Origin of the sequence: Catenulispora acidiphila DSM 44928 (assembly GCF_000024025.1) — a bacterium.
In the GTDB taxonomy this organism is placed as follows: domain Bacteria; phylum Actinomycetota; class Actinomycetes; order Streptomycetales; family Catenulisporaceae; genus Catenulispora; species Catenulispora acidiphila.
The window spans coordinates 6,334,369-6,359,763 of sequence record NC_013131.1 but is presented as its reverse complement, the minus strand read 5'-3'; the positions used below and the strand labels follow the sequence as shown (position 1 = coordinate 6,359,763).

14 protein-coding genes are annotated in these 25,395 nt (G+C 64.2%); 8 read left to right on the top strand and 6 right to left on the bottom strand.

Going from position 1 to position 25,395, the window contains the following annotated elements; translation table 11 throughout:
- The first annotated feature begins 43 nt into the window (after positions 1 to 43).
- On the top strand, positions 44 to 2,101 hold the full coding sequence (locus tag CACI_RS51475; RefSeq protein WP_041540487.1) for a DUF4209 domain-containing protein: 2,058 nt from the start codon (positions 44 to 46) through the stop codon (positions 2,099 to 2,101).
- 210 nt (positions 2,102 to 2,311) lie between these two features.
- Here the strand turns inward: CACI_RS51475 and CACI_RS27275 are convergent, their stop codons facing one another.
- The 5 genes from CACI_RS27275 to CACI_RS27255 form a co-directional block, all read right to left on the bottom strand.
- On the bottom strand, positions 2,312 to 5,794 hold the full coding sequence (locus CACI_RS27275) for a YhaN family protein (RefSeq protein ID WP_015794095.1): 3,483 nt from the start codon (positions 5,792 to 5,794) through the stop codon (positions 2,312 to 2,314).
- Positions 5,791 to 7,041, bottom strand: coding sequence for a metallophosphoesterase family protein (locus CACI_RS27270; RefSeq protein WP_041542519.1), 1,251 nt, complete (start codon positions 7,039 to 7,041; stop codon positions 5,791 to 5,793). The genes CACI_RS27275 and CACI_RS27270 overlap by 4 nt, the downstream gene beginning before the upstream one ends.
- A 391-nt stretch (positions 7,042 to 7,432) precedes the next feature.
- On the bottom strand, positions 7,433 to 7,666 hold the full coding sequence (locus tag CACI_RS50295) for a hypothetical protein (protein ID WP_015794093.1): 234 nt from the start codon (positions 7,664 to 7,666) through the stop codon (positions 7,433 to 7,435).
- Positions 7,667 to 7,676: 10 nt separating this feature from the next.
- Positions 7,677 to 8,390 carry an HNH endonuclease family protein gene (locus tag CACI_RS27260; protein ID WP_143765413.1) on the bottom strand — a complete coding sequence of 238 codons (714 nt, stop codon included), beginning with the start codon at positions 8,388 to 8,390 and terminating at the stop codon, positions 7,677 to 7,679.
- A 41-nt stretch (positions 8,391 to 8,431) separates the two neighbouring features.
- Positions 8,432 to 9,826: an AAA family ATPase gene (locus tag CACI_RS27255; protein ID WP_015794091.1), complete on the bottom strand. Its 1,395-nt coding sequence runs from the start codon at positions 9,824 to 9,826 to the stop codon at positions 8,432 to 8,434.
- Between the two features lie 336 nt (positions 9,827 to 10,162).
- Between CACI_RS27255 and CACI_RS27250 the strand changes: the two genes are divergently transcribed.
- The 4 genes from CACI_RS27250 (at position 10,163) to CACI_RS27235 (ending at position 18,646) form a co-directional block, all read left to right on the top strand.
- Positions 10,163 to 11,752, top strand: a complete 1,590-nt coding sequence (locus tag CACI_RS27250) for a TIGR02677 family protein (RefSeq protein WP_015794090.1) — start codon at positions 10,163 to 10,165, stop codon at positions 11,750 to 11,752.
- The gene (locus CACI_RS27245) at positions 11,752 to 13,149 is read left to right on the top strand and encodes a DUF2398 family protein (protein WP_015794089.1); all 1,398 of its coding nucleotides are present in this window, start codon (positions 11,752 to 11,754) and stop codon (positions 13,147 to 13,149) included. The genes CACI_RS27250 and CACI_RS27245 overlap by 1 nt, the downstream gene beginning before the upstream one ends.
- Before the next feature lie 320 nt (positions 13,150 to 13,469).
- Positions 13,470 to 17,423 (top strand): SbcC/MukB-like Walker B domain-containing protein, encoded by a 3,954-nt coding sequence (locus CACI_RS27240; protein ID WP_143765412.1) that lies wholly within the window; start codon positions 13,470 to 13,472, stop codon positions 17,421 to 17,423.
- Positions 17,420 to 18,646, top strand: coding sequence for a TIGR02679 family protein (locus CACI_RS27235; protein ID WP_015794087.1), 1,227 nt, complete (start codon positions 17,420 to 17,422; stop codon positions 18,644 to 18,646). The genes CACI_RS27240 and CACI_RS27235 overlap by 4 nt, the downstream gene beginning before the upstream one ends.
- 154 nt (positions 18,647 to 18,800) lie before the next feature.
- Here the strand turns inward: CACI_RS27235 and CACI_RS48205 are convergent, their stop codons facing one another.
- A complete protein-coding gene (locus CACI_RS48205; protein ID WP_015794086.1) occupies positions 18,801 to 20,258 on the bottom strand; it encodes a hypothetical protein in 1,458 nt (485 codons plus the stop codon).
- 220 nt (positions 20,259 to 20,478) lie between these two features.
- On the opposite strand from CACI_RS48205, the gene CACI_RS27225 reads away from it, so the two are divergent.
- The 3 genes from CACI_RS27225 (at position 20,479) to CACI_RS27210 (ending at position 25,364) form a co-directional block, all read left to right on the top strand.
- Entirely contained in the window at positions 20,479 to 22,548 is a 2,070-nt protein-coding gene (locus tag CACI_RS27225) for a GNAT family N-acetyltransferase (RefSeq protein WP_083795836.1), read from the top strand.
- Between the two features lie 939 nt (positions 22,549 to 23,487).
- The gene (locus CACI_RS27215) at positions 23,488 to 24,330 is read left to right on the top strand and encodes a PIN domain-containing protein (protein WP_223297247.1); all 843 of its coding nucleotides are present in this window, start codon (positions 23,488 to 23,490) and stop codon (positions 24,328 to 24,330) included.
- A 341-nt stretch (positions 24,331 to 24,671) separates the two neighbouring features.
- A complete protein-coding gene (locus tag CACI_RS27210; protein ID WP_143765411.1) occupies positions 24,672 to 25,364 on the top strand; it encodes a hypothetical protein in 693 nt (230 codons plus the stop codon).
- The last annotated feature ends 31 nt before the right edge of the window (positions 25,365 to 25,395 follow it).

Sequence of the window (25,395 nt, the reverse complement as noted above, 5' to 3'; positions counted from 1 at the left end):
GATAAAGCCATCGCCAGCGCCGGGCGGCAAGCTAAGATTGGCTATGGACGAATGCTCCGAGGAATTCATTCCCGCCGAACTTGCCGACGTGACAGACCGGCCCTTTGAGCCGTATGTCCACGATCAACAGAATGCCGAAGTACTGGCTTTGGTGCTCGACAGTGCGCATGCGACGAGCACCCTGCGATGGAATGTCGTCGACGACATTCGGCGAGAGGGGGCAGACGCTGGTCTGGATCCGGAAGGTCCGGAGATCAGAGAGCTGGTACTCGCGATGGCTTACGGTCTTCGGTTGTCGGCCAGGGGCGAGCCGTCGGGCTGCGCTCTGGGCCCGTTGTCGGGATCGGGGGCGAACGCCTATCCGCCTGCCGTGCCGGACGTGGACGATGAGGTCGTCTCGCTCTGGCGTGACCTTGCCGAGAAGGTGCAGCATCCGGGCGCCAAGGCCCGTCTCAACGACCTGCTGTTCCTGCGGCGCGACGGCAACCCGTATATCCGGGCCACGACAGCGATCGACGCGTACTTGGCCGACGTCGATGTCACCGCCGAAGCAGATCTGACCCAAGCCCAGGGTCTTGTGCGTGCATGGGACCTTACTCGTAGCGTCGGTGACCTGGCTCGCGAGGCCAAGGTGCGGAGCGCGATGTTGAGCGCGGCTGAGAACACCATGAAGGGCGAGTCGAAGTGGCCCGGTGTCGTGCTGCCGCTTATCGGAGCGCTGTCCACCAAGCCGAAGGAATCCAAGAAGGCCTCGCGCGGTGGCCCGGCCGGTGCAGGAGATGACGCACGTATCGATGCCCTGTTGGAGGAGGCATGGCGGGCTTATGAAGAGGGCTGGCTTCGGTCTGAACTTGCCGACTATTTGCGTAGGCGTGCACAGACGCCGGATGAGACGCAAGCTGCCAATCGGCGTGAGGCCCAGGCGTATATTGATGAAGCACTGTCCCGTCCAGGCCTTGTCCGGCTTTCTATCCTTGAGTCCGCAGTGCGGGTCGCGCGCGACTATGGGCTGACAGATTTGGTCGAACGGGCGACCGCTCTCATGCAGGCGATCCCCAAGGCAGACCTGGGTCTCGTGGTCATGTCCACGTCCGTGTCGATCCCTCCTGACTACATCGAGCGGTGGCTTGCGCCGTTCACCAACTACTCGGATTGGCGCTTCGGGCTTGAGTACTTCCTGAGCACAGACTGCCCTTCTGGTGATCTTGCGACGTTGAAGAGTCAGACCGAGCAAATCGCCAAGACCACCGGCTTTTTGTTGGCGATCTCTAGCATGAAGTTGAACGCCGACGGTCTTCCCCGATGGACCTCGACGCCGGATGACGGGGGATATGCGGATCGGCTTTCCGAGACGGCGAACCACTATGCGATGAATCGAGGCCGGCTTCTCGCGACGGGCCTCGTTCGCATGGCGGAACGATACGGGGTGCCGAGTGAGTCTGAACTCATGGTGACGCTTTCGCGTCGTGGCGCGGCTGATTCGACGATCGCGGCAAGCGTCGCGAGGGCATTTATCCATTTCTGGAACGAAGATTACGAAGCCTGCGTTCATGTCGCGGCGGCAAGATTCGAATCCGTGGCACGGCTTCTACTCCGAGAGCTCGACGAAGGCATCTATCGAACGCAGGCTGCGGACACGCCGGGCGGATACCCGGGATTATACGCTCTCCTGAAGAAGCTGGATGAGCTGGCCCTCGACGAGTCGTGGGCCTACTTCCTCCGCTGGTTGTTGGCCGCGCCCGAAGGCCCCAACCTTCGGAACGAGATCGCTCACGGGTTCGTGACCAGGATCGGTCCCGGGTACGCGGCGCTGATCCTTCGTGCATTGACTCTGTTGTCCACGGTTGTCGCGCCGCAGCCGCAGGAGTGGGCGGAAGAGAAGGACGGTATTCATCCGCTGGTGACGAGCATCGCCGATCCAGCGGCACCGCGGAGCCGCGAGGATTTGCTAAAACTGCTCGGAAAGCCGGTGCCGGTTGCGGCGGTCTGGCCGGCGCGACCAGGTGTCGTAGGGCGCCTCGCCCGAGGAGGCGCGACGGCGACTCGCGTGGCGGCTGTGGCTCTGGCAGCGCTCTCCCGCCGGCTGGAGGGCGGAGGCTGAGCGCTAATAGGACATTGATCCCTGATCCGTGCAGGCGCGGTACCGGGCGACCGAAGCGGTCCGGTACCGCGCGTAGGTCAGGACTCGCCACGAGACCCTGTAGACGTAGTCCCACGCAATCTCCAGTGCCTGGCTGCTGCGGACAGGAAGTTCTCGGCGTCGAATTTCTCCCGGCGCCTCAGCGTGCGTGAGAAATTCAGAGCTCCGCTCTCAGCATTCGGAAGCCGGGATGAGGTCGTGGACATGAATCCGCCCTGCTGCCAGCGCGTCCTGGGCGATCCGGCCGATGTGTTCATGATGGGTGAACACGATGACCTGAAACCGGTCCGCCATCTCATCGAGCAGGCTCAGACCGGCGCCGGTGCGTCCATCGTCGAACGTCATCAACACGTCGTCCAGCAGTAGCGGCATGGCGCGGCCTTCGTCGGCGTAGCGGTCGAGTGACGCTAGGCGCAGCGCCAAGTAGAGCTGGTCGCGCGTGCCCTCGCTCATGTCCTCCACGTCTACGAGCGGTCCGGACCCGCGACGGGCTCGTAGCACGGCCTTGCCGTCCACGTCAGTGTCGTCGACCAGTTCGGGATACTCGTCGTGAGTGATCCGGGCGAAGATGTGCTGGGCTCTGCGCAGGACTGGGGCCTGATTCTCTTGGCGGTAGGTCTCGATGCTTTTTAGGAGGATCTGCTCGGCGAGGCGCAGTCGCAGGTAGTCGTGGGCGTGGTGCACGATGCCAGAGCGCTGCTCTTCCACGGCATCTGCTGCGATCGCCGCGGCGTCGGAGCCGTTCATCTGTTCCAATGTGTTCTTACAACGCGCGAGTTCGGCAGCCCTCGTGCCGAGATCGCCTTCCAGCTGAAGGATCCGCGCATCGAGATCGGCGATGAGAGCCGTGAGCTCGTCGGGATCGTGGTCTGATACTTCCTGCTCGAGTTGAGCGATGCCGACGCCGGCCCCTGCGAGGGAGTTCTCAACGGCTTTGAGCTGCTTATCGAGGTCCCGGATCGCGTCCGTGCGTTCGATCGCTTCCACTAGCTCATGCTCATGGTGCATCGAGTCCTCAGCGAGCACCGCGGCGACGTTCTGGTCCGCCTCGGCACGGTTGTTCCGCGCGCTTTCCAGCTTGCCGCGCAGCGTGGCGAGCCGATCCGTCAGCCGGGTGATCTGGTCCTGCGACGCGCTCTGGCGGTCGAGGTAATCCTTGAGGCTTCGCACCACGGCGTATCGGCGGTCTGGTGTGGTGAGGGGCGGCTGGCCGGCGTCTGCGAGGGCTTGGTCGAGTCTTGAAGTGAATGCAGAGACTTGGATGTCGGCTTCGTCGGCCTGCTCCTGGAAGCGAAGTGCGTCTGCGTGGAGGCGAGCTATCTCGTCGAGCTCGCTGAGAGACGCGGCCACCTGGGCTGGGGTGCCGGTGAGCTGGTTGTCGGCGAGCAGCCGCTTCCATTTCTCGTCCCAGTCCGCGAGTTCGGTTTCCAGCCTCGTGACCTCTGACTGCGCGTCGGTGAGTTCGTTGCGGAGGTTCTCTGCGGCCGCGGTGATCCTGGACCGCTTCTTTGCCGTCTCGGCGAGAGTCGCATGAAAGGCGCTGGCTGCTTCGATCAGTTCGTCGAGGGACGCTGACTCCGGAGGGACGGCAAAGCCAGCGTCCGCAAGCGCCTCACGCAAGCGCGTCGCATGGGCGTTGGCAGCGGCACGATCAGAGTCGAGAGTTAGAAGCAGGGCGTCACGTTCATCGATCTGCTCGCGCAGTATCTGTAAGGCTGCGAGTAGATCGGTAGCCGCTTCGACTGCGGGAGCGGGTAGATCGCTGGGAGTCCAGAGCTCGTTCCATCCCGTCTCAAGGGCCTGTCTGTCCTCGACCGCGACCTCGTGTTCCTTCTGCACCTCGGAGAGAAGGTGTTCGGTCTTTTCGACCGCCTCTTCGAGCTGCGAGCGCTCGGCCATCCGCTGAGCGTCGCGGCGCATCCGGTCGACGGTCTCATCACTGGCTGCCACAGCCGTCTCGTATTCGCTGACTGGCAGCGGAGCAGTACTCGCCGACGGAGGATCGACGAGCCCGGAGTGTAGTTGTCCCCAGAGCTCCTGCCTGTGTGCACGACTGGCCGCGAGATCTGTCTCGCTTGGAGGCGGATCCTGGCGTAGGAAGTTTTCTAGATCGCGGCGGTGCCCGGTGAGCTCGGTGGTGCGAAGCGCTACTCGCTCTCCACAGCGGGCCACAGCCTTGTCAGTGTCGTCGATGCGCTTCCTGTACGCTGCGATCTCCTCGACGCTGGGTACCGTCAGATCGCCGACATCTTCGGGCAGGGCGAACCGCGCATTGCGCTTGCGTGCCTTCGCAAGTTTCGCTTGTGCGGCCGTGTACTGCTTCTCCAAGGCCAGGATCTGGCCCGACAAAGATGAGGGTACGGCCTTGACGACGGCCGCCAGTGGCGCACGATCGACCAGTTTGGCGTCCGCCGGAAGCTTTGCCAACTCCGCGTCCAGGGCCCGGCCCCTGCTCTTCACCTGCTTACGCGCGGCACCCAGTTCGGTCGCCAGGACCGTCTGCTCGTTCATCAGCTCGCCTACCCGCGCACGCAAGGTCGGCGCTACTGTCTCGACCTCTGAATCACCGCTGACGCCGGCCCGCAGCTTTGCAAGCCTCGATGATGCCTGGCCGCGCAGTTCGTCGGCTGAACGCGCTGCCTTCAGCCCTGCCTTCTCCGCCTTCTCGACCCCATTGGCATCTGCATGAAGCACCGCAATCGTTTCGGCCACTGCCAGCACTGCGAGGTCCGGACTCTGTTCGCGGAGCTCGTCCTCGACCTCCCGAACATCGTCTACGAAGCCTTGGAGTATGGTCTCGGCCTCTTTCCGCTCCGAGCGCAACGTGTCGTACCGATAGCCGACGTCCCCCGCGACCAGCGGTCCCGCAGCCAGCAGCTGAGCGCGCTCCTCTAGCAACTGCCTGCGCTGCTCCATCCCCGCGTAGGCCTGTCTGATGCGGGTCAGCCGCGACTGTTCGGTACGGGCCCGCTTCAGATCCTCGCTGATCCCCTCGTACTGCTTCGTCGCATCATCGACGGCGCGTTCTGACTCCCGGTAGGTTTCAGGCCGCAGGATCTGTTCGTCCAGCTCCCGGCGCGCTTGCGACAGGGACCCGTCGGGGCCGATGGCGGCGTTGAGGACGGGAATCCTGCCACGCGGTACGTATAGCTGGCTGTGCTCCTCCCTCAGACGAGCCAGCAACGTCGTCAGCTGAGCGCTCGACCGGCTCTCAAACAACGCCTTGGCCAGATCGCCCTTGCCCGCGAGCAGCGCGGCTCCGCCGGTGCGCAGCTCCTCGTGGTCGATCGCGAACACATCGGTGAAGTCGTCCTTCGTCACACCGGCCAGGATCGACTGAAGTTCCCGGGGGTCGAGAACCTCGTCGCCGACGGTACGCAGAGGATCTTTGATCTTCTTCAGGCGCACGATCTCGAGCTCGCTGCCGTCACCGGCGCGGAGCAAAGCGCCGATCCGCAGATCCTGCATGCCATGCAGATAGCCGTAAGTCGTGCGAGCCGGTATGCCGTACAGGAGATCGGTGACGGCGTTGCGCATCGTCGACTTGCCGGCCTCGTTCGGGCCGACGACCAGGTGTACTCCCGGAGCGGAGAAGTCGAGGACGTGGTCGGTGAACCGTCCGTACTTCACCAGATCCAGGCGATCCAGCCTCATCGCGAGCCCTCCTGCAGCATCGAGACCAGCAGATCCGAGGCTTCGCTGAGCAGCTGTGCGCACCATTCGGCGCTACTGCTGTTTAGCCTGTCCTCGCCGCGCACATCACCGCTGAGTTTGCTCCACAGAGGGTCTCTCTCGACGAACCTGCGTACCGCGTCCTCGTCGGTGCCGAGCTCCTTCGCGGTGCGCAGCAGCCCTGCGATCATGTCGGTGACGTCATTTACACCATCACCGGCCCCCGCATCCAGCGGGCTCGTTCCAGGGCCCACCTTCTCAACCCATACCTCGCCGAGGTCCACCGCAATGGAGCGGACCTCGACCGTCAGACGCTCGCGCTCCCGCCACAGCTCGGCGTGTGCAGCCGAACGGCCCGTCACCGTCACCCGTGCCGCCACCAGCCGACCGTCACTCCGATCGCGTTCCGTGGCGAGTTGTGTGCGGACGAGCTCGCACACATCGTCGAGGTCATCGGCGGACGTCGCGTCGACACGGAGATGAGCCCACCGCACCACGTCGAGGTCACGGTGTTCCACGGCCACCGAGCCCTTGTCGGTCACGGTGACTAGGGTGCAGCCCTTGGGGCCGGTCTCGCGGATACTGCGTCCCTGGATGTTGCCGGGGAAGACGATATGCGGCTCCTCGAAGACCACCTCGCGAGTGTGGACGTGCCCGAGGGCCCAGTACCCATAGCCGCGAGACACGAGTTCCTCGACACTGCATGGCGCGTATTTGGTGTGGCCGGCCCGGCCAGTGAGAGCAGTGTGCAGTAGACCCACGTTGAACATGCCGGGCATTGCCCGGGGATAGTCGGCGGCCAGGTTCTCCATCACGTCACGGCGCGCGTAGCCCTGCCCGTGTACCACCAGCCCCACATCGGGGTCTTCAATGCTCTGGCTCTGGTGGGTATCGAACTTATGTACGTTATTCGGGAGGCGAAGGTTCTTGGTGATTTGGCTTTGAGCGTCGTGGTTTCCGGAGACCAAATAGACCTGGATCCCTGCATCCCCAAGTATTCCTAGCTGGCGTTGAAAGAACAATCCCGTGTCATAGCCGCGCCAGTCGCCGTCGTACACGTCGCCCGCGAGCAGCACCGCGTCCACTTGCTCGTCCAGGGCAAGTGCGACCAGGTTCTCTGTCGCCCGGCGCGAGGCCGCGCGGATCATGTCAACTGGCGCGTCCGGATACTTCTCCAGGCCGTGCAACGGGCTGTCTATATGCAGGTCTGCGGCGTGGAGCAGCTTCAACGGTGGGACCCCCAAGCGGTTCAGCACACTGATTCAGTGGGAAAGAGGTCTCACCATAGCTGAACGCTGAAACGTGCCGCAGGGAAACGGGCGATTGGACCTGCGATCGCGAATCGCATTCTATATCCATCAACTGAACACATATCCCTGATCGAGGTCTACCGCTCGTCGGAATCCGGCTCGAGGCCAGGCCAGGAACTCGATCTCGGGGAAGGCGGGGGACGGCTGTTCGAGAGGTGGTTGTCGCGCCCGCGGATGCGGTCGAAGTACGCCTCACGTAGGTCCGTACGGGAGCGCCGACCGGATCGGGCCGATCGTGCCCGTCAGCTGCTACACCGAACTCGGCGGGAAGCCGATCGCGGTGCTGGCCTCGGGCGCCAGCGACTGGAAGTCAGTGCACGAATTGTGCCCTGCGTCCAGCCACAGCTCCGCGTGTCAGCCGCGCAGATGCGACCTCAGCTCGGCCGGTCGGGTCGTCGCCTATGTCGTCCAGCTGTGAGCACATCAATAGGAAGGGCCGATCCAGCCCGCCGGCCAGGACCGGGCCGTACATCGAGCCGTCGAGGTGGCTCTCGGCCCGGATCCGGCAGTTGTCGAGCATTGCCTGTGCGGCGGTGGCGCCCATGGAGTCAGCGCTACCGCCCGACGAGTGCGCGGGACGCAGTCTCCAGTACCTCTGGATCGCGCAAGAACGCGAGTGTGTCGAGATCGGCACTGAAGATTGTCATGACCGCAATCCCGGATGCTTGGCGAAACAGCGCGTCGGCAACCGCTGTGAAGGGCTGCTGTCGCAAATCGTTAAGAACTATCTCTTCGAGAAGGATATCTTGGCGCTCGATGGCGATACGCCACTCACGCATGAGCCTCACTGTGTCTCGTACAGCGCGAGCACGGCCTTGAACCAAGACTCCGCGGTTGAGGCCAAGAGTCTTGATCGTTGCTTCACCACGAGACGTCAGACCGATGTAGTCGCCCGTGGCAAGGGTTAAATGGAGGTGATCGGCGGGATCCTCGGTCGTCGGGTCGATCAGGAGGGGTGAACCGTCTTCCGCGAGCGGGAATCGGTTTCCCTTGTGACTGCTGTTGCATGCCGAGCATGACAAGAGGTGGTTCAACCAGTCGAACGTGTGCAGCGGCCACAAGCTCTTCGGCCTGTAGTGGTCGATGTCGGTGCCGTAATTCTCGCCGCAGTACATACAGCGGGCAATCCCGGGGGCCATGCGCTCGAGCGCAGGCCGCACGTGGGGAGTGAGCACGGTAGAGCGAACGTTGGTGTCCTTCCAGAGCCGTTTTGCCATATGGATCTGCGACACAGCCTGCTCGATCTTTGATGTCTGGTCGGCCAGCATGGCCGCCGCAGTGTCTGGAAGGCGAGGCCGCACGATTCGGATCACGAATCCGCCTGTGAACGCTCGTACAGGCGCGCGGCGACTTCCTCGACTCGGGCGCTCGGTGAACTGGTCAACAGGATGGTGAGTTCGCGGTGGCGTTCGATCTGCTCCGCACTGGCCCGACCTGTGACGACCTCTCTTTCGAGGGCGACGAGTTCGGCTCTAACCGCGTCAGCCTGTTCGGAGTAGGGGGTGTCCAACCCGAACAGATCGGATAGCACTACGTCCTCGCCGGACCCGAAGACGATGCGGTCGTACAGCTCCGGCGCGACGATCTCGGCTCCGCGGCGCTCGTCGGGACCCGGCAGGCGGATCAATCCGCCTGGGTCGGCAGCTTGGCAGATGTAGGGACTGTGGGTGGTGACGATGAACTGGATCGCCGGGAAGTGTGTTTTGAGCCACCCGCCGATTCGCTTCTGCCACGACACGTGGAGATGAGCGTCTACCTCGTCGATGAGGATGATGCCCGGTTGCCGGATAACCGGCTTGCCGCCGGAGTCATCGATGATGATTTCCCCGTAGACGGCCCACAGTTGCTTGAGGATGTCCACGACGAGCGCGGCCACCGATCGATAGCCGTCGCTCATCTCGCGCAGGGGAAAACGGCTTCCCCCGTGCTCGATCCACAGCCCGTCGGAGTCGACGTCCATAATCTGGTAGTCGTCCGGCAGAAGGCCGTCACCGAGGATCGCCAGAGCCGCAGTCCGCAGCTCCAGCGCGCCCTCTCGCTTCTCCAAGGTGCGCAGATGTTGGTCAATCAGCCAGCTGACGCCTTCAGCAAGGGATGCATCTTCGAAGAACAGACCCGCGAGTCGAGCGACCTTGTCATCACTTTGCATGAGGCGCTGAACGTCGGCTGCGCCCCCCATCAGCCGGCGGAATGGTCCATACCCGGCACAGAACCAGCCCGCTGGGAGATCGATCCAGGGGCCGAGCTGGTTCCTCTCGCTGGATTCTGGATCGACGGCCGTGAGAGCGAGCTGCCGCCTTCGAACCTGCTTACCGCTGCGGTCTGCAATCGGCTGTGTCCACATCCATGCTAGTCCTGTGAGAAGCGGATCGGTCTGCTCCGAGTAATACGTCTGAAGGTCCGGCAGCGAGTGCGTTCCGAACAAGTCGACGGCCGGATCGGGCACCAGCTCGACCGTGGCAGTACCACCGGATGTCCTGTGGCTGACCCAGTCCTCGAAGTCGGGGATCAGACGTGACGCGGCAGTCGGTCCGGCTATCGCGAGAGCGATGGCACGGAGCAGCGTTGTCTTGCCCGATCCATTCCGCCCAGCCAAGACCGTCCAGCCGGCGTAGGAGCGGTCGGGACGCGTCAGATCCAAGTCCACCCGGCGGTCGCCGTGAAACCCTCGGATGTTCTTCAGTGTCACGCGCTTGAGGTACATGTCCTGGCCTGTCTTGTGGTCGAAGCTTGATCGTTGGGTCGAAGCTAGCCGATCAAGCCTCTCGATCCCGGCAGATACCAACGTGGTCACAGCCTACGTAGGAATCACTCCGGGCTTGGAGCCTGGTCGAGCGTTTGGTGCGCAAGGTCTCCGACGTCGATGGCCCGGCCTTGGAGACTGGTGTACTGCACGCTCGGCGGCCGGTTGGGAACCGTCTCGTCGATCGGTTGGCTGGTGGCGTCCCCATGTCTCACGAGTGTTTGCCTGTGTACCGTGTGGCAGCGTGGCAGGTACATGGCTTACCGAATTGTCCGATCAACCGGTAGATTTCCTCGCATGCCCGAACCCGACAACTCGGCTCAGTCGTCTGTCCAGGCCGCCGCGTTCGGACTTGACGCACTGGCGGTTGGCGACCGGTTCAAGCTCTTCAATTTCACTCGCCGGGGCGATCACTATCTGTGGATCTTGCGGGCCATGGACCGCCTGCGGGAAGTTCGAGTTCCCCAAGCCCATAGCGATGACGTCGCCCGTGCGCTTGTCGAACTTTCGGTCGACTATCCCGATGCTCCGCGAACCGTCGATAACCTCCGGGCCTGTCTCGACCAGCTCGCAGACGAGAACGAGGACCGAGTCTTACACCGGCTGGAGGATGCGGCCCGTACCGGTTCGCTCGCCGGCTATCGAAACCGGCAGTCGGTTTACCAGTTCTCCGACCTGGGGTACTCGGCATACCTAGCGGTCGAGGCGGTCTTGGGCGCCCGGTTCGAGGACGCGAACCTGTCCCGGCTCATTGTCTCGGACATCCTGCGCGACCTGAACGACCTCGCGAAGGCCAACCGCGAAGGCAACGGTCCCGAGGTCGCACGCCGTCTGCGTTCTCTCGACGCCGCAGTAGAGGACATGGCTCGGCGCTCGGCGCGATTCCACCTGGCGCTCGGCGAGATCATGCGTTCCTCGGACGCCAGCCCGGAGAAGTTCCTGGAGTTCAAGAGGGCGCTTCTTGTCCATATGAACGATTTCATGGCAGAGCTGGACCGGTACTTGCCGCGCCTGTCAGAGGCAGTGGCGGCTGTGGAGGCCACCGGGATCGCGACGCTGTTGAACCGAGCCGCGGAGGCCGACGACCGGCCGTTCATGCGTATCGACGCCCTGATCGAGGACTGGCGGCGGCGCTGGTTCGCGGCACGAGCGTGGTTCGCGCCGGACGAGGCCGGCAGGGTGCCGCGTACTGAACAGTTGCGGGAGGTCACCGGCACGGCGGTGTCCAGCGTGCTGGCTCTCTTGCGTCAGATCACCGAGACGCAGCGTCGAGGGGTGAACCGCGGTACCGAACTACGCCATCTGGCCGCATGGGTGTTTGATTGCCCCGACGATCAGGCAGCGCATGCCCTGATGGCGGCCGCGTTCAATGTGCGTTCGGCGCGGCACCTCGGCGGCGTCCATGAGGACGAGGAGCTGATCCCAGATGCCTCGACATGGTGGCAGGCACCCGGGGTCGAAGTCTCGGTGAGCTTGTTCCGCAAGGGTCGTGCCCCAAAGGCCAGCCCTCCACAGAAGGTCGCCGAGCGGAACGCTGTCCGCGCGGCCCTTCGCGAGAAGCAACGGGCCGATCGCGCCGCCGAGCGTGCGGCGACAGAACGCCTGGTGGCTGAAGGTCCGCACGACATTGCACTCGATGAGGAGCAGGTCGGCGTCCTCCTCAAGCTGCTGACCAGGGCGCTGGAGTCCCGGACGGTCGTCGCCGGACGCCTGGTCGGGTCCAGCTGCGCCACGGATGTCGCTGTGCTGCGGCTGTCGCCGTCGCCAACTGGCAGCACAGTGCGTACACCAACCGGGACCCTGTACTTGGCGGGCTTCCAGGTAGAGATCAAGCCGGCCCGCGATGGCCGAATCCTCGGCGCGAACGTTACGGAAGGCAGTGTCTGATGGCCGAGCACCTTGCCGCAGCAGGAGTCATTCCCAGCGACCTTGGATCCTTCCAGCATGCCGTACGCCTGGTGCTGACCAATGATCTGATCACTGCCGATCGGCCGCGGTCCGGAAGTCTGGACGTGGTGCTTCGGTGGGCCGACCGGATCTCCGTCGATATGCAGGAGCTGTTCGCCTATACCCTCATCGCGACCGCGCGCCAAGTACGGCTGGTTCGTCGAAACGACGTCCTGGACCCGACCCAGCACTTGATATTCACCAGCAGGTCCGGCCGTCAGTTCGACCGGCGGCGCCTGGCCTATCTGTGCCTGGTGCTCGCCGGCTTCCAGCGGTCGCGGATCGAGGTGTCACTCGTGGACATCGTCAAAGCAGTCACCCCATTGGCGAACGCTCAGCCCAGCCTCGGGTTCGAACCGACCATCACCGAACATCGCCGAGCCGTGGTGGACGTCCTGGACTGGTTGACCGATCGAGGGGCACTGCGGCTGTCGGACGGCTCACTGGACGCGTGGGCGGGCGGCGACCGCGAAGGCGACGCCCTGTACGACATCGATCACGATGTATGCGGTGCCTTGTTCCGGCCTCCCGCGGCACTGCAGCATGTGGCCAGCGCGGCGCAGCTCATGGAAGGTGCCGACGGGCCGAACAAGAGCGCCCGGCGGGAAGCCGCCACACGGCGCGCCCGCAGACTCTTGATCGAACAACCTGTCGTTTACTTCGAACGATGCGAATCAGCTGTGGCCGCCGCGCTGCGGTCACCAGATCTGGCGGAGAACCTGGCACGCTTGACCGGTCTGGTGGTCGAGCGTCGAGCCGAAGGCGTCATGCTCGCAGACCCGTCAGGACGCTTCACGGATCGGATCTTCCCGCTGAAGGGCGGCGCGGTGAATCGGACCGCCGGCCTTATTCTGGGCGCGATCGCCAACCTGCTCGAAGACCCCAATGAGGCCCGAAGGCTGCCACGTCTGCCGGTCCCGACCCTCACCGAGGAGACGGCCGACCTAGTCACCCGCATCGACTCCGCACGTCCGCTGCGCGACGACGACCGACCGGGCCGGCCGCAGGCATCAGTTACGGACGCGGAGCCGAATCAGCTAGGCCTGAACGCGCCTTTCCTGTCGACCGCGCAGGTGGCCACCATCGTCGACGAGCTGTACGTCGAGTTCGGCGCATCGTCGTTTACAGCGATCTGGCAGGGCGACCCCACCGGACTCGCTCGGGCTGCCACCAGATTCCTCGCAGACCTGGGACTCGTCCACGAAATCCCCGGTGGACTCCTCGTACTGCCCGCAGCCGCCCGCTACCGAAACATTCAAGGAGTTCTCCCTCAGCCCGCCCCTGACGGATTGTTCCCCCTGGACTTCACCGAGAACAAGGACGGAACCGACGGATGACCGCCGCTATCGCGACCGAAACCGGCCAGACCGGGCCACGACTCAAACCCACCCGCGCAGGGATCATCAACCTCTGGGACTACCTCGACGAAGAGTTCGTGTTCGCAGACGGTCGGCTGGTGCTGCGCGGGCATAACGGCTCGGGCAAGACCAAGGCCTTGGAGGTGCTGTTCCCGTTCGTTCTGGACGGGAGCCTGGACGCCAAGCGACTGGACCCATTCAGCGGCCAGAACCGGACCATGAAGTCCAACCTGCTGTACCGGGGACAGGACTCCGAGCACGGATACGTCTGGATGGAGTTCGCCCGAACCCTCGGCGGTGTGGCCGAGACCGTCACACTCGTGATCGGCCTGGTGCAGCACAAGGACAAAGACCGCCCGCAGACTTCCTTCTACGTCACCGACAAGCGGCTCGGCGTCGACTTCGGCTTACTCGGCGCAGACAGCCGTCCACTGACCCGCAAACAGCTCACCGGCCGACTTGGCCGCGCAAACCGTCTGGACAGCAAGGCGGAGTACCAGGACGCGGTCGACGCCCAACTCTTCGGCCTGGGCCGTGAGCGGTACAGCCAACTCCTCGACCTGCTGATCTCACTGCGCAGACCACTATTGGCCAAGGATCTGGATCCGGCGAAGGTCTCCGCGACACTCAGCGCCGGATTGAGCCCGGTCGACGAAGCACTGGTTGATCAGGCGGCGCGGGATTTCGACAATCTCAAAGCAGTCCAGGACGAATACGCCAAACTCGCAGCAGCGGACAAGGCGGTCGGGGAGTTCGTCGGGGAGTACCGAACCTACCTTCGCCGCTACGTGCGTCGGCAAGTCGACCTGACACGGGACCGCATGGCCAAGGCAGCTGCCGCCGTCGACACAGTCAGCGAGGCGACCACTGCGGAGCTGGCTGCTCGGAACGCCCAGGACACGGCGAAACTCGCGTCCGAAGAGGCCAAGAACCAGGTCATCGTGCTGGAAGGCCGCCTCGGTGCCCTGAAGGGGAAGTTCGAAGGCTACAAGGACCTGATTCGCGAGGCCGAGCAGTTGGCGAAGGAGGCAAAGCGGCTCGACATCGACGAGCAGCGGATCGGTCGCGCGCAACTGGACTTGGAGCAGTTGAGGCAGGAGGCCGAGGACGTCCAAGAGGCTGTCGACGAGGAACTTGACGCAGCAGAGCGGTTCGGCGCGGATCTGGCCGCCGCCGCACGCCGAGCATTCCCTGACACTGGCGACAGCATCGACGACGGCGATGACTTGGAACTGTCAGCAAAGGCGCTGATCGCAGCGAGAACCACCGAAGTCCGGGAAGTACGTACCCTCATCGCTGGCGTCGAGTCGGCCGGAAGAGTGCGGGAGACCGCCCAGGAGAACGCCGAGACCGCGCAGACAGAGGTTGAGCAAGCAGAGGCGCAACTCGCGGCAGCTGGCGTGGCCGCCGAGGCGGAACGAGACGCTGTGCGGGCCTTGCTGACTACCTGGGCTGCGGACTGGTCCGGCGACGACGAACACGTTGTCTTCGGCGCCGACGACAACTTGGTGCTCGCTGAGGCAGTCGCAGAGCTCGACATGACCGCGGGCAATCTGATCGCCGAGGCATACGACCGGCTCACGGGAGACCGTCGCACAGCCGCCGTGACATCAGTGGTCATTGCAAGCAACGCCGTCACGGCAATCGAGACGACGATCACGACGGTCACGGCCGAACGCGACGCGATCGCCGCCCAGCAAGACGAAGCTCCGGCCGCCAGCGACCTCCGCCTCGCTGAGCGCGCTGGCCGACCCGGAGCACCGCTATGGGAACTGGTCCGCTTCGCCGACCACGTCGACGACGACACCGCAGCCGGGATCGAAGGCGCCTTGTACGGAGCCGGGCTCCTCACGGCCTGGATCCACCCCGACGCCGCACTGACCGCACAAGCGTTGCTCGACCACGAGGCCGACGGCTACCTCACCGAAGGCACCTACCCCGGACCGGGCGTCCGGACCGCGCTCGACGTCCTCGTCCCCGAGGATCATCCGGTAGTCGCCACAGACCGGATCTCGTCCATCCTGGCGGGAATCGCCCTCGTGGACGAGATGAACGGCAGCGACTCACCCCGCCACACCGCCGTGACGGCACGAGGCGGATTCGCAGTCGGAACACTGACAGGGTCACGTCCCAAGGCCACCCCTGAGTTCATCGGGGCTACCAACCGCACCCGCCGCCGGGAACAGCGTCTGGCAGAGCTCATCGAGCAGCTGACGCAGCTCGACGAGCAACTCGCCACGGCGCGCAGCAAGCTGACTGCAGCGGAGGAGTTCGTTCGAGACTTCACACGAGCCCGTGACGCACTACCCACCACCAAGCGACTCACAGACCTGTTCTCCAAGGTCCAGACCGCTGCGTCACTGGTCACTGCCGCGAAGAACCAGCTCAGCAAGGCCGAACACCAGCTGAACAAGGCGATCTCGGCAGTCGCGACCGCCGAGCGCGAGCTGAGGCGAGCGGCGGCTCAGCGGTCGCTTCCGACCACCACCGAATTGCTCGACGCCGTGTCCCAGGCAGTCGAGGATGTGAGCGGTGCTGTGACCAAACTCGTCAGCGCCCGGACAAATGCTCGGACTCTCGAAGGCCAGCTCGCTGAACGCACTCAGCGAAATATCCGCCGCCAGCAGGAAATCGAGGGCGAACTGGAGGAACTCCAGATCGCGCGCTCCGAGCATCTGACCCAGACCGGCGAATACGAAGCACGCAGGGCAGTCGAAGGTGTCGGATTCGAACAGGTCCAGTCCGAGCTGGCGGACGTCGGTCAGCGGCTCACGGAGGCGAAGTCGAGGCGGAGAGAAGCGGAGGCATCGGCGCAGACCGCACATGACGAGTGCATCACTGCGGCGGCAACGCAGCAGCACGCCCGTTCGCAGGCCGGCGAGGCTTTTTCCGAGCTGATCGTGCGGCTATCTGAGTTCGAGGCTGCCGCGAACCCGGATTTACGACCGTTGCTGGGGGTCGCCGAGAACTCCTTGTGGCCGGCTTCGCCGACGGCGGATGAGCTCAGCAAGGCACTGCTTTCCCCACAGGCCGGCGGCTCGGAACCTACCGCAGGTCTCGATCGACTTCGCACAGTCCTTCAGAACGCCTGCATCGCTCTCCTGGACGCCTACCATTTGGCGCTACCCGGCGGCCGAGTCGGCGAGGCCGCGGTCGCCACTGCAGCAGAGCGCGTCTGGGAGTCGTTCCGTGATCTCGAACTCGCCCTGAAATCCGGCGAAGACGGCTACCAAGCCGAAATCAGCCCCCACGCACCATTCGCCGTCCACATCGACTCCGGCGACGGGCGCGCTCCCGTCGGCTCGGCCGCGAAGAAGATCGCCGAAGATCTGGAAGCACAGGCCGTGCTCCTGGAAGACCGCGAGCGTGCCGTGCTCGAAGACGCGCTGCTGACCGGTATCGCCCGCCAGATCCACGACCGAGTCCGCCGAGCCCGCGACCTCGTCCGGGCGATGGACGCCGACACCAAGTCCAAGCCGATGTCCTCCGGCACGAAAATCGGAATCGGCTGGTTGCGTTCGGAGAAGGCTGACGAACACCAGATCGCGGCCTCCGAAATCCTCAAATCAGACCCGCTCGGCCCCGACGACAACGTGCAGCTGAGGACTCTGATCCGCACGATGCTCCGCAACCACCTCGACCGGCACCCACGAGACACCTACCGGGAAGCGCTGGCGGTCGTGCTCGACTACCGGACCTGGTATAGCTTCCAACTCACACTGTTCCGGCCCGGCGGACCGAAGGACGGAGAGAAGCTGACCAGCAAAAAGCACTCCGAAATGTCCGGAGGCGAGAAGTCGGCCGCGATCCATCTGCCGCTGTTCGCCGCAGCCAACGCGTTATACACCTCCAGCCACAGGCCGAGCCCCCGCATGATCGCCCTGGACGAGGCATTCAGCGGCATCGACGGCAACTTCACCCCCGAACTGCTCGAATTGACGGTGAAGTTCGACCTCGACCTGTTCATGACCGGACACGACCTGTGGGTCAGCGACGCGGCCGTGCCGATGGCCTCGCATTACGACATGCACCACGACGAGGCCTCACACACAGTCTCCTCGCTCATGCTGATCTGGGACGGCCAACAGATCATCGACGCCGGCGCCGGCTTCGCCGGCAACCACGAGCTCGAAGCCGAGATCCTCGGCTTCCGGCCCACCCGGCATGTCCAGCCCGATTCAGGCGGGGACGGCCTCGCGTTCGACGACAGCACCGACGCGGACGATGACGAGGACGGAGACGACGAGTCGTGACGGGCCTGGACCGCTACCACAATCCGGAATATCGACGCTTGTGGAAGGCGGCGCGAGGCTCACTGGAGCGGTCCGGGGGAGTGCTCACCGGCTCAGTGAGCATCGTCAGCCCGAGCGAGGACGAACGAGCAGCCGTGATCGGACTGACCAGGAGCCATCGGAGCGCGAATTCAGCACGGGTCACAGTCCGCATGACCGAACTCGATGAGGCGGTGCGACGCACTACGAGATTGAGCCTGGCCGAAGCGCTCACCATCTTGGGCGGGCCGCTTCGGAACAAGCCCGCCGAACGCGACACCGACCTCGCGGCCCGCGAGGCAGTTCTCGCGAAGATGCGATCCAGCCCGCTACACGATCAGCACGAGTGGTTCAGCCAATGGGCGGCGGAACTGGAGTCAGGGGGTGCACTCGCCAAAGCCATCCGCCAAAACGGTACGCACCGGATTCTTGACGCAGTGCGCGTGCTCGAACACATCGAGGAGCGCGCTGGCACCGCGACAATCGTGCTGCTTCCCGAACTGGCGGACAAGATTACGTCAGACACTAAGGCGCTGAACCGCGGAACACCGACCGCGACGCTTGTGCTGAAGGCCTTGGCCAGACGAGCCCAACTACCCCTACCCACAGACGCCGAGGGCATCAGAGAACTGTGGGAGTCGGCCGACGTCGTCGTTGACGACCTGGCCAGTCGAGTGCTGGTGCTCAATCTCCCAGCGGCCGGACCTGGTCTGGGGGAGTGGCTGACGGGAGCGGCAGCATACGGCACTCCATTTCAGGTGACGTTGAACCAGCTGTCTCGGCACCTGGTCCGGACCGACGTCGTGGAAGTCTTCGTGTGCGAGAACCCCGCAGTGCTCCGCCGAGCGTCTGAGGCACTAGGCCCAAAGTCGAGGCCGCTGATCTGCACCGAGGGTCGACCGTCCGCCGCGTTCCACCGCCTTGCGCAGATTATCCGCGATGGCGGTGGACGGCTTCGGTACCACGGTGACTTCGACTGGCCAGGTGTGTCCATCGCACGGCAAGTGATCGAACGACATCAAGCGGCGGCCTGGCATTTCGGTGCGTCGGACTACCGCATGGCTGTCGATGGAGGAGAACGGCTTCCGCTGAAGGGCGCAGCCCAACCAACGCCTTGGGACGACCGGTTGTCCCTGGCTATGCAGAGTCTCGGATGTGCGGTGTACGAGGAGTCGGTCTCTGACGTACTGCTTCGGGATCTCTGAGCTTGCAGGCGCGTCGGTTGCGGCGCGGATTCGGGCCCTGAGACGAAACCCTAATTGTTTCCGATTTCAGGTGAAACATGTCGATCTCGGCCGTTCTCCACGCCGATGAGAAATGCGGAACGGTCGGCGTGAGTGTGACGGCGTGACAGTGGGATCAGGGACCATATGGTGTCCAGCCCTTCAGATGGGGTTCAAGATCCTTCGGACTGGGCTCGGGGATGTCCGGCATGTGCAATGGCCCCGCCAGCGGGTCCAATTCGTCGGCGTAGGCTACGAGCCACGCCAGCCACTCCTCGGCCACGACGCGATCGGACCCGGACGACATGTTCGTCACGACGTCCTGTGCATGGCTGAGGAATTCTCGAATCTCCTGCGACTTCCGCCAGTCGGCGATCTGCTGGTGGAGAGCCTTGACCTTGTAGGACTCCTGGTAGGCAACTCGTGCCTGGGACATCGCGGCTTCCCACCGCCGACGCTTGAGAACGGTGGCCTCCTCATCGGCTTTCCGCTTCGCCTCAGCTGCCGTCGATCGGAGCCTCATCTCCTGCAGGATCTGCGGCAGAGCGTCTTCGAGCACCGCCGCCTTGTTGTCCGACCACTCCGTTCCCCAGTGCGACTGCCCGCCGGTCAGGCGGATCGACAGACGCGTAGACGGCACGTGGTCGTAGCGGGGGATCCTCCTTCCCCAGCCTTTTGCGGCATCCGCGAGTTCGCGAGCGGTGGGATCATGCTCGACCCGATCATTCTGCTGGGAGATGGCGACGCCGATGGTGACTTCCGGCGTCTGAACTGTGAACTGGTCGATGAGCTGGAGGCGACCCTGTTTGTAACGCGGTTTGTCGTCGGGGGCGAGTCTCGCCTTGTAGCCGTGACGTTCAGACCCCGCAACGAGAGCCTGCAGCAAGTGCAGTGCCCGGGAGAGGACTGGCTTGGTTAGGGGCAGCGTGCGCTTCCTGTCGCGGAAGGCCGCCCCTATGGGATGTGGATTCGTTAGACGCTCCGGAACCACGATCGGCGCGAGGACTTCGGTGCGCCAGACGGGGATGTCTTTCAGGGTGATCTCGGTGTCGCGTCCGACCGTGATCCAGCCGTGGGAAATGTACTTGCCGTCGGGAAGTAGTTTGGACCGGGCCGCAGACGCGATGCGCGCAGACCAGCTCGGGGCACCCCGTCCGTATTCCTGGCGGACCACAATGCGACCGTCGGCCGCGAGGAGTTCTGTGATCAGGAGGTCACCCTGGTTCGGCGACGGAGCCGCCCGAACCTTCGGTTTGGCGGGCGACGACTGGACCAGAGCCGTCGTCTCAACCGGAGCATCCAGGCGCTGATCCGGTGCCGGCTTCTCCACGGACCGGGCTGCGGTAGTGGTCTTGCGAACTCCCGTTGCTGCCGGAGCCGGTGGATAGTCTCCATGTTCCAGGTAGTGTCGGCCGTCGTCGGTAAGTTCTGCGGTCCAGATTCCCTGCCGTCGGGACACCTTCGCCAGGCGGCGACTCTGCAGCGCCTGCGCGCTCAGTTTGTAGCCGGTGCCGGGCTGCTCCCCGTCGGGGCAGCCCTGGCTGATCCATCGCAAGATCTTTGATTGCTGGTCGTTGAGCGGCCTGCGGGTCATCGGGCATCCCTTCCCTCAACTGACGTGGCCGGAGTCCGAAGGTCAGACGTTATGACGTGACCATGTGAATGTCCGTGCAGATCTGAGCACGCTAGTTGAAGCTAGATGACCCGATCGAGCGCAACTACCAACCAGGTGCGGAGCGCCGAGCGTGTTCCGAAGATTATCCGGTCTCAGCCGGAGCCTTCACAGAAGGGAAGGTGGGTACGACAATGCGCGCATGTCTAGTGAGTCGCAGCAACCCACTTCGCGCACCATAACGATTGCGTCGGCGCGGCGAGGTGATTCTGCTGAGGTAGACGCCGCCGTGCTGATCGGCAACGCGGCGCGCGACACCCTGGGACATCTTCCGTTTGCCGCCTACAGGGAGGCTGCGCACAACGGCTGTCTGCTTCTGGCGCGAGATGGCGGAGAGATCGTCGGTTACGCGCTCTACGGCCTTACACGCGACCATGTGCGACTGACCCACCTGTGCGTCAGGCCCGATTACCGTGGGCTCGGCATCGGCCGCAGACTTGTCGAACGTATTGTTGACGAACGGGCCGACTACCCGGGGATCAAGGCGAGTTGCCGCCATAGCTATGGCCTGGGTGAAATGTGGGTGAGCTTGGGCTTCAGCCAGATCGGCGAACGGCTTGGTCGAAGTGACGATGGGCATATTCTGGTGATTTGGTGGCGGGACCATGGGCACCCGAACCTGCTAAGCCGCCAAGAGGAGCTTGTGCTCGTGCGCGCCGCGGTGGACTTGAACGTGGTGCGGGCTCTGGCCGGCCCACAGCGTCAGGACACCCTCGATGTTCAGGCCCTATTGGACGACCAGAGCGTCGACAGGCTGGAGTTGATTCGCACCCCTGCCCTAAACGCAGAGATCGACACCATTGAGAGCACGCTGCGAGCGCAGTGCACCAAAAGCATTCGCAACATGGCGGCTGTGCGGAGCAAAACAGCCGCTGTTGGCGAGGCCAGGGCTGCGATCATCGCGGCAATCCCTCAGGCGTCCCCTGGGTACCCGCTGACGAGGCAGGACGAGTTCGACCTTCGGCACGCGTGTGACGCGATCGCTGCCGGATTGAATGTGCTCATCACCAGCGATCGTCGGATGATCAGGACGTTGGGCGCAGCGTGCGAGCGCCTGTACGGTTTGCGGATCATGCTCCCCGTTGACGTCATCACGCATCTCGATGAGTTGGTTCGGGCGGAGGCTTATCGCCCGGCCGGGCTACTCGGCACGGCGTGGAACTCCCGCTTGCTTGGCGCCGGCGATGCGGCTCGGGCTATGCACCTAGTGGGAGATGGTGAGAGGCCCAAGGCGTTCCAGGACTTAATAAAATCGCTGGCACGCGACCAGCACGAGCGGATCGGCATCGTTGACGCAGCTGGCCACATGGCGGCCGCGTACTGCGCCTACGCGTGCGGCGACGAGTTGGTTGTCCCATTAGCGCGCGTAGCCCCTGTGCGGCTCAGCGAGACTCTGGCGCGTCAGATAATCTTCCTTCTCCGCCAGATGGCAAGAGGGAATGCTGTCTCGACGATTCGGCTGGCCGACGCCCACGCAAGCCGTTCGCTCCGGTTGGCGGCTCTCGAAGATGGATTCCAGCCGGTCGATGGAGGGCTGGTTGCCCACTCTCTCAACGTTTGTGGAACCGCAGAGGAACTCAGCCGTCGAGCAATCCTTGCGGCGCGTTACGCAGGTCTGAGTGAGCCGCCATTGCTACGATCAGCCATGCCATCAGTCGCCGCTGCCGAGATCGAGCGTGTTTGGTGGCCGGCCAAGGTCGTCGACAGCGCGCTGACCTCGTATCTCATCCCTATAAAGCAGATCTTTTCGAACGACTTGCTTGGGGTTCCAGAGACGCTCGACGGCCGTGACGATCAGTTGGGCCTGAGCCGGGAGCATGTCTACTACCGAAGCCCTCGTGGACCGCGACCGGCAGCACCGTCTCGTTTGCTGTGGTACATGAGCGCTGGCGGGCAGACCCGTTCGCAGAGCCCAGGCGTGATTGCCTGTTCGCAGCTTGACGCTGTCGTGACTGGCGTACCTCAAGAGCTGCACAGTAGGTTTCGGCACCTGGGCGTGTGGAACGAACAACAAGTCGTCGCAGCGGCCCATGAAGGACAGGTGCAAGCGCTGGTGTTCACGAACACGGAGATCCTGCCGCAACCCGTGGGGCTTCGAGAGCTGCGCGAACTCTCAAAGCGGTACGGGGAGCAGGCAACTCCGCAGGGACCGGTACGGATCTCGGCTGAGTATTTCGGCGCCATCTACCTGGCAGGCCAGAGCCAATCGTGACTGATCGTGTGCTCCTCTTGTCTTTGCGTCCTCGCTTCGCAGAAGCGATTCTCGAGGGCTCCAAAACGGTGGAGCTTAGGCGACGACCTATTGCCGCCGGTGCCGGCACAAGAGTTGTTCTGTACTCGTCAGCGCCGACGATGGCGATCGTTGGCACGGCACGGCTGCGAACTGTTGACGTCGCTGCTCCTGAGACGGCGTGGAAGCGGCATCGCGCCCGGTTGGGTCTGACAAAGGAAGAGTTTGACGGGTACCTCGACGGCGCCGATCAGGCATACCTCCTGCACCTGACCGCCATCTGCGAACTCGATGAGCCACTGCACCTCTATCACTTGCGGGAGAGCGGGGTCTTTCAGCCTCCGCAGAGTTTTCGATACGTGGCGGCTGACGATCCACTACCGCTTCGCGAGCTAGCGGCGCAATAACTGTCCGGCTTGTGCGCGAGGGGGGTCGGCCCTTCTCGGCAGTCAGCCCAGCCGCGTCCCCGCCGACCCCTGCGCTGGCAACCTCTGATACTCGTCCTCCCGCGCCCTGTGACTTCCTGTTTTGGGGAGGGCCGCGTCCAAATTGCGACCGTCCCTGCAATACGCTTAGGAGGACGCGGCGTCGGCCGAGCGCTTACCGCAGCAGCGCCCGAAAGCGCCAACACGGCAACTGCCAGCCTTATGGGGGGCTTTGCCGCCTGACCAGCAGGTTCTCGGGCGAGGCATGTCTATCACGTAGCGCGGCCTCAAAGAGTGGTCGGCGGGCCGCTATCGGGCAGTCGCTAATTCCGCCATGCCAGCAGCGTCTGAGTGGCACGATCAGCCCATGCTCATTACCCCGAGGCCGGGCGCCCACCGAAGCAGCATTAGCGAGGCCCTTCAGCGGGCTCGCTTAGACGCGTCCAACCTGCGGGGTGCGAGTCCTTCCTCGGCTTACCAGCGGCTCCTGAAGTACTTGGAGTGGGTCACTGACGCCACTCGACTCCTTCAGGACAAGATCAGCCGGAACGACGTCGACGACCTCATCCTGACCCGCCGCTACTACGCGCTCCTCGAGTCCTGCGGCATGCTGGCCGGAACCGACCAGCAGGGCCTCGTCTACGGGCTGGTCGACCAGGAACTCGCCGATCGCGTCGATGCTCTCGACGCGGCAATGAAGACCTTGAACGAGTACGCAGGGCGCTGGGGCGACCCGAAGTGGCTTGTCGTCGCCGACTCCAGCTTCTACCTCAGCAGCCCCGAGCGCTTCGCAGACACCAGCTTTCACCGTGTCATGGGTCTGCACGTCGAGGAGGAGATCCACCTGCTGTTCCCGATAGTGGTGGTCGACGAGCTTGACCGGCTCAAGGAAACTGGCGGCACTCATCCCCGATGGCGCGCCGGCCACACCCTGGGACGCCTGGATGAGGCGATCACTTCAGGAGTCACCGGCATCCTGCACCGTTCGGCGCCAGGCGAGGGCCAGTCAATCGTCGGACAGGTCACCGTCGAGATCGTCCTAGACCAGCCGGGGCACACCCGTCAGCCCATCGCCGATGACGAGATCATCGAACGCGCCGCCACGATCCGGGCGATCGCGGGCCGCGAAGTGCGTCTTCTGACATGCGACACCAGCCAGGCCACCCGTGGCCGCATGGCCGGACTGAAGGTCAAAAAAGTTCCTAGCCAAGCGGGAACCGGCGAAGAGCCACCCCGGCGAGGCAACGGGGGTGACCAGCCTCGTGGCACCGGTCTGCGCGCGCAGCGGAAGAACCGCCAGGAAGCCGAGGCCGTCCAGGCGGAGAGCCGGGCTTCCTGACGTCGTGAGTGAATGACCAATCGGCTATCAGTTTTCTGCTAATCCGAGGGCTCGGCGCGGTTCGTACGTGACGCCGGTGGCGACGGACCTCCGGCCGCCCCGGCGAGTCGCATGGTCGGAAAAACCGGCCTTGGGGTGCCGGAACCGGAGGATACTCATCCTTCATGAGTTCGACGAGTAAGAAGGCGCCCCGGAAGCCGAGGCGGGTCAAGGTGTGTCTGTTCTATGGCTCCCGCGGCCCGCTGACCGAGGAACACGTCTTCGGCGACTGGCTGAAGAAGCTCGGCTATGGCGGGAGCGGAATCCGCGAGTATGTTGACGGTGCCGCGCCGGAGATCCAGGTGGGCGGCCCGTTCAGCAAGACGCTGAAGATCCTCTGCGGGCCCTGCAACAACGTGTGGACGAGCGGCATGGAGGATGCCGCCAAGCCGCTGTTGATCAACATGTTCAGTGGGAAGCAGACTGAGCTGGACGAGGCGGCCCAGCGCGACCTGGCGCGGTGGGCGTTCAAGACCGCCGCCATTTTGGCCCATGTCACCCGCCGCCAGGAGCAGCTCCCGGTCGAGCACTGCCGGGCGTTCCATCGCAGCGACGAACCGCCGCCCGGGGTCTTCATCCGGATCGGCGCGGCATCGGTGAGCACCGGCCAGCATGGCCAGCAGATCGGAGAGTCCCGCTTCCTGCAGTTGCCGATGGTCATGACGGCCGGCAGCAAGCGGTTCAGCATCCCGGCCTATTCCGCGCGCTTCCGGCTGTTCACCGTCGTCTTCGACGTCTTCGGCTCGTCCGTCAGCGACAAGGTCGCCACGGACCTTGGCTTCGCTCCGGGCGACCTTCAGGTCCAGGCCGACGTGGGTGACGATTTGGGGCGCGTACTCGTGCAGATCTGGCCGCCGAAGAACCCCACCGTGTGGTGGCCCCCGGTCAACAGCCTCGACGTCGTGGGCGGGATCGATGGCTTGGCGCAGGTCGAGCAGTTCCAGTCAATTCCGGTGATCCTGCCGCCGCCGGCGGGAGTCCCCCCAGTTTCATGACGGGGCGTGATCGCCTCGCTTCAGAGCCCTG

Coding starts and splice junctions, on each gene's coding strand:
- CACI_RS51475 (WP_041540487.1), top strand. CDS start 44: ATGGACGAATGCTCCGAGGAATTCATTCCCGCCGAACTTGCCGACGTG.
- CACI_RS27275 (WP_015794095.1), bottom strand. CDS start 5,794: ATGAGGCTGGATCGCCTGGATCTGGTGAAGTACGGACGGTTCACCGAC.
- CACI_RS50295 (WP_015794093.1), bottom strand. CDS start 7,666: ATGGGCGCCACCGCCGCACAGGCAATGCTCGACAACTGCCGGATCCGG.
- CACI_RS27260 (WP_143765413.1), bottom strand. CDS start 8,390: ATGCTGGCCGACCAGACATCAAAGATCGAGCAGGCTGTGTCGCAGATC.
- CACI_RS27255 (WP_015794091.1), bottom strand. CDS start 9,826: ATGTACCTCAAGCGCGTGACACTGAAGAACATCCGAGGGTTTCACGGC.
- CACI_RS27250 (WP_015794090.1), top strand. CDS start 10,163: ATGCCCGAACCCGACAACTCGGCTCAGTCGTCTGTCCAGGCCGCCGCG.
- CACI_RS27245 (WP_015794089.1), top strand. CDS start 11,752: ATGGCCGAGCACCTTGCCGCAGCAGGAGTCATTCCCAGCGACCTTGGA.
- CACI_RS48205 (WP_015794086.1), bottom strand. CDS start 20,258: ATGACCCGCAGGCCGCTCAACGACCAGCAATCAAAGATCTTGCGATGG.
- CACI_RS27225 (WP_083795836.1), top strand. CDS start 20,479: ATGTCTAGTGAGTCGCAGCAACCCACTTCGCGCACCATAACGATTGCG.